Here is a 12,172-nt window from a genome sequence, read left to right on the forward strand (position 1 = left end):
CTGACATTCTTGTCAGAATCGACTGACAAGCATATTCAAAGGGCTGCAGGGCACCGGTGCCCACTATCGGATAGGGAATCCTTGGCGACTCTTACCAGGAAGGGATCGATGTCGGTTGATGGGTAAGTGTCCAGTAAGAAGAACTTTTCGACGATAGGGTCGCTTTCATCCTATCGATCTGGAGAACCCCATGCATTGCACGCCCCTGTCTACCGTTTCAAGTGCGATCCGGTTGACTGCCACCACCCAAGCCTTGGTGCTCGGTCTGTGCTCATCCATGGTCGCGCTCGCCGCTGAGTCGGCAAACGCCGAGTCGACGTCATCCTGGGGCCTTGGCATCGGGGCGGTCAGCAGCCAGCAGCCGTACAAGGGCGTCGACCGTGAAACTCAGGCCATACCATTGATCTACTTTGAAAATGACTACGTACGAGTATTCGGCCCTACCGCCGAGATCAAGCTGCCGGGTTTCACTCTCAACGACTCCCAGCAACTGGATCTGAGCATCGTCGGTGAATACGACTTCAGTGGTTATGACGACGACGATGCCCGCTTCCTGGATGGCATGAGTGATCGTAAAGGGGGCTTCTGGGCGGGCGCCAAGGTGCGGTGGCGCAACCCTCTGGCCGATGTCAGCGCCCAGTGGCTGACGGACGTATCGGGCAACAGCAAGGGCCAGCGCTTCACCCTGGGTCTTGAGAGATCCTGGCAATGGGGTGAACACCTCACCCTCACGCCACGAGTGGCGGCGATATGGCAGGACCAAAAGTACGTTGATTATTATTTTGGTGTTCGCGAAAGTGAAGCTCGCATTGATCGAGCGGCCTATGATGGAAAATCCGGCCTCAATACCGAACTTGGCGTTCGTGGAAACTATATGTTCGATGACCATCATTCCGTGTTCCTTGACGTCAAGGCCACCCGCCTCGCCGATGAGATCAAGGAGAGCCCGCTGGTAGACCGTTCTACCGACAACAGCGTGCTCTTCGGCTACCTGTACCGCTTCTGATGAGTCGTATTCTGCTGGTCGAAGACCACGAGCGATTGGCGCATCTGGTGTGCAAAGGCCTGGCGAGCGCCGGCATCGCCGTCGATGTGGTCAACCGCATCGATGGCGCGTGGGCGGCTATCGGGCGGGTCCCTTACCAGGCGCTGATTCTTGATCGCGGCTTGCCGGACGGCGACGGGCTCGTCTTGTTGCAGCGCTTGCGCAACGCCGGGCTTGGCTTGCCCTGCCTTGTTCTCACGGCGCGCGACGCGCTGCACGACCGTGTCGCAGGCCTGGATGCTGGAGCAGATGACTATCTGCCCAAGCCATTCGCCATGGATGAGATGGTCGCGCGTGTGCGGGCGTTGCTAAGGCGTCCCGTGGACTGTCGTCCACTCGCGCCGAGTCATGGTGACCTGAGCCTGCAACCCGATACCGGCATCATGTGTTGTGCCGGCCAAAGCATTCCTCTCGCGCCGGCGGAAATGCAGATCATGCTGTTGCTATTGCGAAAGCCAGGAGAAATCGTGCGTCGCGCCGCGATAGAAGCGGCAGGTTGGGGCTTGAGCGAAGCTGTGACGCCTAACGCACTGGATGTGGCCCTTCACCGGATCCGCCGCAAGCTGCTTGCCATCGGCTCCCGCCAACGAATCATCAACCTCAGAGGTCTCGGTTATGCCCTTCGTCAAGAGGACGTGGCGCAATAGCATCAGCTTCAAGGTGCTGCTCGCCTACGTGGTCGGCGTAGGGTTGAGCATTCTGCTGATTGCATTAGGGGTGCTCGCGCTCGTCACCTCAAAGAGCGATATTTTATTGACCACCGACGTCGCCGAGCGCACCCATGAACTGGCCGGCAAGCTCCAGTTCGATGCCACTGGCCGGCCCAACGGCTTCGACAGCAGCGAGGGTGACCGAGTCTGGACCTTCGATAGCCTGGGGCGGGAAATCGGCCACCGCGTGCTGGATTCAACGGGCAATGTGGTCCTGACCTCCACCGACGCGACGTTCTGGTCTTCAGTCGCATCGAATCCTCCATCGCAACAACCGAGATTCAAGTTCGAACGTGAAGGCATCGTCATGTACGCTGCCACCGCGGCTGTCGAGCACCAAGGCAAGACCTGGTATCTGCAATTTTCCGCCAGCGAAAGGCTAATGGATTTGCTCCATGGGGGATTTGCCTTGCCATTCATGGGGGCCGGGATCGCGCTGTTCAGCCTGGTGCTGCTGTTCGTCTTCGGCGCCTGCGCTTATTTCACGTTGGGCTACACCCTCAAACCCTTGCGTGAAGTGTCGGAGTCAGCGGCGGCCATCTCCCCTCGCTCCCTGCACTCGCGGTTGCAGGTAAAAACCGTGCCGTCCGAGGTCGAGCCGCTGGTCACCAGCTTCAACCAGGCGCTTGCGCGCCTGGAGCGAGGTTATCGTGTCCAGCAGGAGTTTCTTGCAACCGCCGCGCACGAGTTGAAAACACCGCTGGCGCTGATTCGCGCGCAAATCGAACTGATGCAAGACAGTCACGCGCACAATGCCCTGCTCGATGATGTGGCGCATATGACACGGCAAGTCCAGCAACTGCTGCTCCTGACCGAAGCCAGTGAGGTTCAGAATTACAGTTTTGCCACAGTGGAAATAGCCGATGTCGCCAGGGAAGCCTGCGGCTATCTGCAGCGTATGGCCGAGGCCGTCGACATACGTCTTGTTCTGGTTGACGAAACGCCTGACGGCGGCCAATGGCAGGCCGATCGAAGCGCGCTCTTCACGTTGCTCAAGAACCTGCTGGAAAATGCCATTCAACACGCCCCCCGCGGTACTGAGGTCAGGATGCACGTCAGCGCGGGCGCACTCAGGGTGCGCGATTGGGGCCCCGGCGTTGATCGCGAGCAATTGCCGCACCTGTTCACGCGCTTCTGGCGTGGGCCACATCGCCGTGATCATGGCGCGGGGCTTGGCCTGACGATCTGCCAGGAAATTGCCCGGGCCCATGGTTGGATGTTGTCTGCAAAGCGCGCGGAGCCGGGCCTGCTGTTTGAGTTGTCTTGGCCGCAGCGGTTGGTTGACCCTATCCGGGTTTGAGTACCCGCCCTCGTGCGAACACCCCGCCCTCGCCCTTCAGATAAACGCCAAGGCAGCCCGAGCATCCACGATAGCAGCCAGATGCTGTGCCAGCCTGGACGGCAGGTAGTCAAAAAAGAACCCCGCGCTTTGCAACTTGCCGGCACGTAGCGGATCCGTTTCAGGCAATGCCCTGGAGACCCGTGCTGCCCGCGCCCAGGACAAGGCCAGCAGCGTTACGCCACACAACTGGAGGAAATCCCCTGCGATTCGATAGGGGTATTCGCGGTCTTCTCGTGTCCGTTCGACCACGTCCTCGACCACAGCCGCCAGCGAGTTGCAGAGATTATCCAGGGCCGCGGCGAACCCCTGGCACTCAACCCAGTCGCCACCCAGCCGCGCCTCTTCGCGCAGCTGCGCCAGCAGCAAGCCAAACGCCTGGCCATGGTCTCCCAGCACCTTGCGCAGCAGTAGGTCATTGGCCTGAATTTCGTTGCTGCCCTCATAGATCATGGCAATGCGGCTGTCACGCAAGGTCTGCTCAATGGCGAACTCGGTGACATAGCCGTAACCGCCGAACACTTGCAAGGAGCTGCTGGCTTGGCGGAAACCCTGTTCGGTAAAGAACGCCTTGATGATCGGCGTCAACAGCTGCGCCAGTTGACTGGCATGCTGCCGGGTCTGTGGATCCACGGCATGTTCGGCCTGATCCAGCAAATGGGCGGCCCAATAGCCAATGGCTCGCATACCCTCGCTGGCAGTGCGCAACTCCAGCAACACCCGGCGCATGGCCGGATGATAGTGAATAGGGTCGGCAGCCTGCGCTTGCACCCCTTCGGGTCTCAGCGGTGCGCGCATCTGCAAGCGCTCGGCGGCATATTTCCTCGCGCTCTGCCACGCCACCTCGGCATGCCCCAGGCCTTGCAGGCCGACATGCAGGCGCGCCGAATTCATCATCACGAACATCGCCGCCAGGCCCTGATTGGCTTCACCGATCAACCAGCCTTGAGCGCCATCGAACACCAGGGAGCAAGTGGCACTTCCCTTGATACCCATCTTGTGTTCAAGACCGTCGCAGCGCACACCGTTGGCCTGGCCAACGTCCAGTCGCTTGGGCACCAGAAACAGCGAGATGCCGCGACTGCCCGACGGCGCATCGGGCAAGCGCGCCAAGACCAAGTGCAAGATATTTTTTGTAAGATCGTGCTCGCCGCCGGAGATAAACAGCTTGTTACCATGCAGGCGGTAGCTGCCATCTACGCCAGGCTCGGCGCGACAGCGCAGCAGACCGACATCGCTGCCTGCCTGGGGCTCGGTCAAACACATGGTAGGCAGGGTTTGGCCACTGACGATCTCGGGCAGATAGCGTTCTTGCAGCCAAGGAGCACCATGGCTCTTGAGGCACAGGTACGCACCGTAGACGATGCCGGTGTACATGGCCCAGGCATGGTTGCTGGCATAGAGCATCTCTTGCAGCGCGGCATCGAGCAATTGCGGCAACCCCTGTCCACCCACCGCCTCGCCACAAGCCAGCGCTGGCCAGCCACCGTCAACGTAGGCCTGATAGGCACGGGCAAAGCCGTCCGGGGTACTGACATGGCCTGCCCTCCAACGGCAACCCTGGCGATCGCCACTGCTGTTCAACGGGACCAGCACGTTCTGACTGAAGCGCCCCGCCTCCTCCAGCACCTGCATCGCCAGCGGCAGATCAAGCGCATCGAACGCCTGACAGCGACGCCATGTGGCGGGCGCCTGCAACCAGTGCTCAAACACAAATTGCATATCGCGCAGAGGCGCCTGGTAGCTCCACATAAGTCACCTCGTCAGGATATAAAACAGACCACCCGCCACTCAGGGCGGGCAAACACTCAGGTGTGGTAGGTCGGATTCTCGATCAACAGCGCCATGCCCTGGCCACCGCCCACACATGCTGCGGCTATCCCGTAGCGCAGATTGTGCTGGCGCAACTGCCTGGCCAGGGTCATGACCAACCGCAGGCCGGTAGCAGCCAGTGGATGCCCGACGGCCAAAGAGCCCCCCTGGACGTTGAGCTTCGTATGATCCAGCTCCAACTCCTGCGCGACAGCCAGTACCTGGGCCGCCTGGGCTTCGTTGATCTCGAAACGAGCAATGTCATCAAGGCTCAATCCGCTGCGTTGCAGCAACAGACGAATCGCTGGTGCCGGGCCGATGCCCATGAACTCCGGGGCCACACCGACCACCGCGCTGGCCAGCAAGCGAGCCAAGGGCACACGCGTGCAGGCCGAGCCTCGTCCTACCAGGGCCGCCGCCGCACCATCGACGACTGCGCAGCTATTACCGGCGGTTTGTACACCCCCCACATGTAACGCCCGCAGGCGCGATAGAGCCGACAAGTCAGTGGGTCGTGGATGGCTGTCCTGGGTGACGATACCGGTACCGCGCGGCAGGCTGATGCCCCTTGGCTGATAGCCTTCCAGTTCGAACATTTGGTTATCGATGGGGACGATTTCCTCACACCAGGCACCTGCGCGCTGGGCCTGCAAGGCTCGCTGATGACTGTCGCACGCATAACGGTCCACCGCCTCGCGACACAGATCATAGCGTCGCGCCAGGTTGTCGGCGGTGGCGATCATATCCACCCCGGGGGCCGGGTCGTACAGGGCTTCCCAGAGAAAATCCTTGAATTGCACCTCGCTACCGAGACGAAACCCGTTCCGGTGGGTGTAGGCGGCGATCGGATTGCGTGACATTGATTCACTGGCCACGCACAAGGCTAACTGAACGTCATCGCGCAACTGTCCAGCAGACTGGCGCAGCAGCTCAAAGCCGGTGGCGCAGATGCGCTGTACCCCCAGCGCAGGAACCGTTTGCGCCACGCCGCTGTACAACCCGATGTGCCGCGGCAACAAATAGGCGTCAAAGCTGGCTTGGGCCATGGAGCCGGCCAGCACGCTGTCTACGGCCAGAGGATCGATGTCGGCCCGGGCCAGCACCTCACGAGCAACCTTGATCCCAAGATCGATAGGCGAAACCTGGGCCAGGGCACCACCAAGATCAACCCAGGGGGTGCGCACCGCATCGAAAATCGCTACATCGACAAAGGCTGAATATTGCCCTGCACTGCTCACGCCCTATGTTCCATGGCTTCTGCTCTCTTGTTGCGCACTTGAAGGTGAGCAAAAAACTAACCGGCCATATTAGTTATGTCAATTAACTATTTTCGATACCTATTAAATCTGTATCTGGTCTGCGGGAGAAAAGTCATCGAGCAATTCAATGAAGGATTGTCGCAACCAGCGGTTCGCCGGGTCATGATGGAACCGCGTATGCCAGTAAAGGTGAATGTCGTATCCGCAAATATCCCAAGGCAGCGGCACCAGGCGCACATCGGTGATGTCGGCAAACCTGCGTCCGACTGCCAAGGGTACAGTGGCGATCATGTCGGACTCGGCCACCAGAAATGGCACGCCCATGAACCGTGGCAGGCTGAAACGCACTCGACGGGTGATGCCGTGGCTCGCCAGCTCACGATCCAGTCCACTCATTCCACGCCCGTCAGGCTGGACCGCGACATGCATTGCGCTCTGGTATTGCTCGGCGCTCATGCTGTCACCGATAGTGGGGTGATCGCGACGAACGATGCAGACAAACGAATGGCGATACAACGCACGATGCCGGATCGAGGTATTGAGCAAGCGCGGAAAATAGCCGATTGCCGCGTCCACCTCGCCGGCATCCAGCCCCTCCTCCAACTGCTCCGAGGACAACGCCAGGGTACGGATTCTTAATTGGGGCGCCTTACTGTCAAGCATTCGCATCAACCTGGGCAGGAACACCATTTCACCGATATCCGACATGCACAGCACCAGTTGTCGCTCGGAGTGTTCGGCAACGAAACCGGTGGATGGCAACACCTCGCTGCTGACCATCTCCAGAATCCGCTGCACCGGCTCGGCGATCTGCAGAGCCCTGGCCGTAGGTTGCATGCCACGTGAAGTGCGAATGAACAATGGGTCATCGAACAGCGTGCGCAACTTGGCCAACGCGAAGCTCATGGCAGGCTGGCTAAGCCCCATGAGATCACCGGCCAGGGTCACGCTTTGCTTTTTGCGCAGCGCATCGAAGACTTTCAGCAGGTTGAGATCGACGTCCTTGATATCCATATTTTGGATTTTATCTATAAGTAAAATAAGGTTTTCGGATTCTAGGTCGAAGCCTAGACTCGGTACAAGATCGTTAAGGTAATTAACCGAATCGACATCTAATAAAAACAACGGAGCGAATCATGCCCAAGAAGCTACGCAGTAATTTCCCCTACGGATCCTACTTGTGGGCTGTGCGCGCCGCCCAGTGGCGCGCCTTGGGCATTGAGGAGAGCGAGCTGGAAAAACCGAAAATCGCCATCGTGAACTCGTCCTCGAACCTGGCGATTTGCTTCAGTCATCTGGATGGTATCGCTGCCAGCCTCAAGCAATCGATACGCGATGCCGGTGCGCTGCCCTTCGAAATTCGTACGGCCGCGCCCAGTGACTTCATCACCGGTGCCGGTGCGGGAGGCGCCTATATGCTCGCCGCCCGAGACCTCATCACCAATGACATCGAAGTCGCGGTCGAAGGCGCTCAGCTCGACGGCATGATCTGCCTGGCCTCTTGCGACAAAACAGTACCCGGTCAGTTGATGGCCGCAGCCCGGTTGAACATTCCGACGCTGATCGTAGTGTGCGGATATCAGCCAAGCGGCGAATACAATGGCCAGCACGTCGATATCGAAGATGTATTCATCAGCTCCATGCACGTGGTCACCGGCAAACTGCCAGTCGAGGAACTGGCCGGCATGGCACGCAACGCCATCAGAGGTCCTGGGGTCTGTTCGGGCATGGGCACAGCCAACTCCATGCATCTGGTATGTGAAGCCTTGGGCATGGCCTTGCCCGGCAGTTCCCCTATTGCAGCAAATAGCCCGCAGATGTTCGATTTCGTTCACCAGGCAGGCAAGCGCATTGTGGAAATGATCGAGGAAGATCTCAAACCACGCGACATCCTGACGCCTGCTGCCTTTGCCAACGCCGTTGCGACAATTCTCGCCGCCGGAGGCTCGGTCAACACCATCAAACATATGCAGGCGGTGGCGGCTGAAGGTGGCATTGACGTGGACGTGTACCAACTCTTCAGGGAACTGGGAAAAAAGATACCGGTGCTGGTCGGCGTACGACCAGTGGGCGAACACAGCATTGAGCAAATGGAAGCAGCGGGGGGTGGTCGCGGGCTGCTCAAGCGCCTTGAACCTTTGTTGCACGGTGACGTGCTGACCGTCACCGGCAAAACCCTGACGCAAAACCTGCAGGGGGTGACCGTCAGTGACGACGAGGTGATCCGCCCGTTGCACGCTCCCTTTGCCACGCAACCGGCCATCGTGATGCTGCGCGGCAACATTGCCCCGCAGGCCGGCATCGTCAAATACGGCATCGACCCGCGCAAACCACGCCAGTTCAAGGGCCCCGCGATCTGCTTCGAGCGCTCCGCCGATGCCATCCAAGCGTTGCAGGATGGACGCATTCAGCCCGGCCATGTCGTGGTCATGCGGGGCGCAGGTGTACAGGGCGGGCCCGCCATGGGCGGTGGCGCCTCGAAGGTAGTGTTCGCCATTGACGGGGCCGGGCTGGGTGACCACGTGGCAATGCTGACTGACGGTCACCTCTCGGGGCTGGTGTGCAAAGGCCTGGTCGTGGCGGAGGTGGCTCCTGAGGCAGCCGTCGGTGGCCCCCTCGCACTGGTGGAAGACGGGGACATCATCGACATCGACCTGGATCTGAACACCCTTGACGCCAATATCAGCGAAACACAAATGCAAGCCCGACGCGCCCGCTGGATACCTGCGGCCCCCCAGTTCGGTGGTGGTTGGCTGGATATATACCGCCACAATGTGTCCTCCATGGAACACGGTGCGGTGTTGATAAAGCCACTGGATCTCACCCATCCCGGGGAGCAACCGCAATGAAGTTGCGCGACGACGAAAAAGCCATGCTCGCTGGCGATCAAGGTCCGGCGGTGCAAAAAGCCATGGAGTTGCTGGTGCGCTATGGCGAAGCCCTGGATGCGCAATGTCTGGTGGATACGCGCAATGTCGCCGGTACCATCGGAGCCACCACGCCCTTTCTGCGTCAGTACGCAGACCAAAATGGCGGTATGGATGCGGTGTTCAGCGAGTTCAACCTCGACAGCGCCGAATTGGTCAAGATTCCTCGGGTCAAGGTCCCGAGCAGCCACCTGCAGCAAGGCATCGACCCCCGGCACGCTGTACGCCAAGGCATCTCGCCAGACGTGGTCCGCATCTATGAAACAGGTCAGGCTTACAGCAGCGGTCTGGGGGTACAACCCCTGAATACCTGTACGCCTTATCAAGTCGGCAACGTGCCGGTAAAAGGCGAACACTGCGCATGGATGGAATCCTCTGCGGTGATCTATATCAACTCGGTACTCGGTGCCCGCACCAATGCCGAAGGCCGGGAAAGCACGGGCGCGGCGATGCTGACCGGCAAGATCCCCTATTGGGGCCTGCACATCGAGGAAAACCGTCGCGGTACCCACCTGATCCAGCTGGACATAGACGTGAGTACCACGGCGGACTGGGGATTGCTCGGCTACTGGGTCGGCGAGCAGGTGCAGGACCGCATCCCGGTCATCCAAGGCGTGAGTCACCAACCCAACCTGGCTCGCCTCAAGCACTTCGGGGCGGCGGCGGCTTCCAGCGGTGGAGTGGAGATGTATCACCTGGTTGGGGTGACGCCTGAAGCCCAAACCAGCGAGCAGGCGTTTGGCGCGTCCCCTCCCCTGGCCGCAATGCGCTTCGGCGAGGCCGAACGGCGCTGGGCCTACGAGCAAGTCAATATCACCGCTCGCGATGACGAGATTGACTTCGTGATGCTCGGTTGCCCGCACTACAGCCTCGAACAGATCTGGGAGGTCTGCCAATTGCTGGAAGGCCAACGCCTGAGTCCGAATACCGAGCTCTGGATATTTACGGCGGCGTCGATCAAACAACTGGCCGACGTCGCCGGCTACACCCGCATCATCGAACAGGCCGGCGGGCATCTGATGACCGATACCTGCTCAGCCATTGGCAAGGTACTTCCCACGGGCACGCGGGTGGCGGCAGTCGATTCGGCCAAACAGGCGCACTACCTGCCGGCGATCATGGGTATCCAGGCGTGGTTCGGTAGCACCGCCGATTGCGTCCAGGCCGCCATCGAGGGCCGTTGGAAAGGAGTATTGAGATGAGCACAACCTTCACCCTCAAAGGCCGCAAGGTCTTCGGCGGCTGTTTCGAAGGCGAGGCCCTGGTGACCCGGGACCGCATCTCCGGCTGGGGCGGTATCGACCCGCGCAGCGGCACCGTCATCGAGACCCGTCACGAACTCAAGGGCATCAGTTTCGCCGGCAAAGTGCTGGTGTTTCCCGGCGCCAAAGGCTCGTCCGGCTGGTCTTCGCAGTTCCATATCGCCCGTCTCGCCGGCGTCGCCCCTGGCGCCATGTTGTTCAACGAAATGACCGCAAAAATGGGCCTTGGCGCCGTGGTCGTCCATGCGCCCGCCATGACCGACTTCACCGAAGACCCGTTGAGCCGGATTCAAACCGGGGATTGGGTTCGCGTCGACGCCGACGCCGGGACCGTTGAAGTGACTCCGCGTCAGCTGCAAACCGACCAGTTCGTATCGCAACACCCGACCGGGTCGGAGCGAACGCGGGACCTGTCGTAACCGGAATCTGCCAGCCGCAACAACCGCCCCCGTGACCCTTGGTCATCGGGCTCGGGATCGGCTGCCCTTTTTACATCTCAAAGGTAGTTTTATGGCTCATGTCATTCGCACGGTACGCCGTACCAGCGCCCCCACCGCTCAACGCTTGCAGGCCGACGTATGCATTGCCGGCGCGGGTATTTCCGGTATTTCCGCCGCTCTGGAGGCCGCTGCGCTCGGCAAGCGCGTAGTGCTGTTCGATGCCCTGCCGATGCTCGGCGGCCAGGCGGTCGGCTCAATTATCGGGACCTTCTGCGGGCTGTTCTCCAATGGTCCGAACCGCCGGTTGCTGACCCACGGAATCGCCGACGATATCCTGCGTGACCTGGGCGCCTCGGGGGACTTGCACCAGGCCATTGGCCCCCTGACGACTGTTGTTTACTACGACGAAGTTGCCTTGGGTCGATGGATTGGCCAGAAAGTGCTCGACGCCGGGATCACCGTGGTGCTCGGTGCGGTGTTACGCGATGTCGTGCGCGAAGGTCCGCGGATCCGCGAAGTGGAACTGGCCACTCGCTACGGCGATGTGCGTGTCGCAGCCAACGGCTTTATCGACGCCAGCGGAGACGCGGCGTTAGTCTGGAATGCCGGACTTGCCTGTCGCGAGCCGGACACCCCCATCTATGGCACCCAGATGTTCGTCCTTGAGCATATCAATGAAGCGTACTTGCCCACCCGCGCGCAGTTCACCGAACGGGTCAAACAAAAAGCCAAAAGCTACGGTATCGAACGCGACGACGGACTGTTCTTTCAGTTCCCCGGCCGTGGCACCGCAGCCTTCAACATGACTCACATCGAAACGCCTCTGGATCCGGTGGCCGCTTCCCATGTCGCGATCGCCGGACGCCAGCAGGTGGACCAGGTGATCAACTTCCTCAAGTCGGAATACCCCGAGGCCTACAGCAAGGCCAAGGTACGGGCGTACGCGCTGCCAGGTATTCGCCAGACGCGCTGGATCGTCGGACATCACCATCTGACGACTGACGAAGTGCGGGCGGCGACGATATTCCCGGATGCGGTAGCTCGCACCTCCTGGCCGGTGGAATTGCACGGCAATACCAGCGGTTACCAGTGGGAGCCCTTTGGTGACGATCACGTTCACAGTGTGCCGTTGCGCAGCATGCTTGCCCAAGGCAGCGATAACCTGGTCGTGGCCGGTCGCTGCATCGACGCCGATGCGGCCGCGCTGTCGAGTGTCCGGGTGATGGGCCCCTGTATCGCAATGGGGGCCGCTGCGGCCCACGCGCTGGACCTCGCGGGCCCCGATGGCAGGTTGAGTGATATACCTGCCCCGGCATTGCGCGAGCGGCTGGCGTTCAATCTGGAATAGTGCTTAAAGCAGTTCGACGCGCCCACCATC

At 60.5% G+C, this 12,172-nt stretch carries 10 protein-coding genes; 7 read left to right on the forward strand and 3 right to left on the reverse strand.

All coding sequences use genetic code 11. The annotated features are described in order from the left end of the window. Positions 1-190: 190 nt before the first annotated feature. Genes GKKCFE_RS13700 through GKKCFE_RS13710 form a run of 3 tightly spaced genes read left to right on the forward strand, consistent with a single transcriptional unit; the run spans position 191 to position 3,055 of the window. A complete protein-coding gene (locus GKKCFE_RS13700) occupies positions 191-1,006 on the forward strand; it encodes a MipA/OmpV family protein (RefSeq protein ID WP_445578020.1) in 816 nt (271 codons plus the stop codon). Beyond that, entirely contained in the window at positions 1,006-1,692 is a 687-nt protein-coding gene (locus GKKCFE_RS13705) for a response regulator transcription factor (protein WP_139049834.1), read from the forward strand. Before GKKCFE_RS13700 ends, GKKCFE_RS13705 begins: the two co-directional genes overlap by 1 nt. Next, positions 1,661-3,055 carry a sensor histidine kinase gene (locus GKKCFE_RS13710; RefSeq protein ID WP_445576634.1) on the forward strand — a complete coding sequence of 465 codons (1,395 nt, stop codon included), beginning with the start codon at positions 1,661-1,663 and terminating at the stop codon, positions 3,053-3,055. The genes GKKCFE_RS13705 and GKKCFE_RS13710 overlap by 32 nt, the downstream gene beginning before the upstream one ends. A 36-nt stretch (positions 3,056-3,091) precedes the next feature. Here GKKCFE_RS13710 and GKKCFE_RS13715 read toward each other — a convergent pair whose 3' ends face one another. The 3 genes from GKKCFE_RS13715 to GKKCFE_RS13725 all read right to left on the reverse strand — a co-directional run bounded on the left by GKKCFE_RS13715 (position 3,092) and on the right by GKKCFE_RS13725 (position 7,179). Next, the gene (locus GKKCFE_RS13715) at positions 3,092-4,846 is read right to left on the reverse strand and encodes an acyl-CoA dehydrogenase (protein ID WP_445576635.1); all 1,755 of its coding nucleotides are present in this window, start codon (positions 4,844-4,846) and stop codon (positions 3,092-3,094) included. Positions 4,847-4,902: 56 nt separating this feature from the next. Then, positions 4,903-6,144: a thiolase family protein gene (locus GKKCFE_RS13720; RefSeq protein ID WP_445576636.1), complete on the reverse strand. Its 1,242-nt coding sequence runs from the start codon at positions 6,142-6,144 to the stop codon at positions 4,903-4,905. A 102-nt stretch (positions 6,145-6,246) separates the two neighbouring features. Next, entirely contained in the window at positions 6,247-7,179 is a 933-nt protein-coding gene (locus tag GKKCFE_RS13725; protein WP_047225580.1) for a LysR family transcriptional regulator, read from the reverse strand. Positions 7,180-7,301: 122 nt separating this feature from the next. On the opposite strand from GKKCFE_RS13725, the gene ilvD reads away from it, so the two are divergent. From ilvD to GKKCFE_RS13745, 4 genes are all read left to right on the forward strand, one after another. Beyond that, the gene (ilvD, locus tag GKKCFE_RS13730; RefSeq protein ID WP_445576637.1) at positions 7,302-9,014 is read left to right on the forward strand and encodes a dihydroxy-acid dehydratase; all 1,713 of its coding nucleotides are present in this window, start codon (positions 7,302-7,304) and stop codon (positions 9,012-9,014) included. Beyond that, on the forward strand, positions 9,011-10,294 hold the full coding sequence (locus GKKCFE_RS13735; RefSeq protein ID WP_047225578.1) for an aconitase X: 1,284 nt from the start codon (positions 9,011-9,013) through the stop codon (positions 10,292-10,294). Before ilvD ends, GKKCFE_RS13735 begins: the two co-directional genes overlap by 4 nt. After that, positions 10,291-10,773 carry an aconitase X swivel domain-containing protein gene (locus GKKCFE_RS13740; protein ID WP_445576638.1) on the forward strand — a complete coding sequence of 161 codons (483 nt, stop codon included), beginning with the start codon at positions 10,291-10,293 and terminating at the stop codon, positions 10,771-10,773. The genes GKKCFE_RS13735 and GKKCFE_RS13740 overlap by 4 nt, the downstream gene beginning before the upstream one ends. 91 nt (positions 10,774-10,864) lie before the next feature. After that, entirely contained in the window at positions 10,865-12,142 is a 1,278-nt protein-coding gene (locus GKKCFE_RS13745) for an FAD-dependent oxidoreductase (RefSeq protein WP_047225576.1), read from the forward strand. Positions 12,143-12,172: the final 30 nt, after the last annotated feature.

The sequence above is a fragment of the Pseudomonas sp. E141 genome (assembly GCF_052659885.1).

Coding starts and splice junctions, on each gene's coding strand:
- GKKCFE_RS13745 (WP_047225576.1), top strand. CDS start 10,865: ATGGCTCATGTCATTCGCACGGTACGCCGTACCAGCGCCCCCACCGCT.
- ilvD (WP_445576637.1), top strand. CDS start 7,302: ATGCCCAAGAAGCTACGCAGTAATTTCCCCTACGGATCCTACTTGTGG.
- GKKCFE_RS13740 (WP_445576638.1), top strand. CDS start 10,291: ATGAGCACAACCTTCACCCTCAAAGGCCGCAAGGTCTTCGGCGGCTGT.
- GKKCFE_RS13735 (WP_047225578.1), top strand. CDS start 9,011: ATGAAGTTGCGCGACGACGAAAAAGCCATGCTCGCTGGCGATCAAGGT.
- GKKCFE_RS13715 (WP_445576635.1), bottom strand. CDS start 4,846: ATGTGGAGCTACCAGGCGCCTCTGCGCGATATGCAATTTGTGTTTGAG.
- GKKCFE_RS13710 (WP_445576634.1), top strand. CDS start 1,661: ATGCCCTTCGTCAAGAGGACGTGGCGCAATAGCATCAGCTTCAAGGTG.
- GKKCFE_RS13700 (WP_445578020.1), top strand. CDS start 191: ATGCATTGCACGCCCCTGTCTACCGTTTCAAGTGCGATCCGGTTGACT.
- GKKCFE_RS13725 (WP_047225580.1), bottom strand. CDS start 7,179: ATGGATATCAAGGACGTCGATCTCAACCTGCTGAAAGTCTTCGATGCG.
- GKKCFE_RS13705 (WP_139049834.1), top strand. CDS start 1,006: ATGAGTCGTATTCTGCTGGTCGAAGACCACGAGCGATTGGCGCATCTG.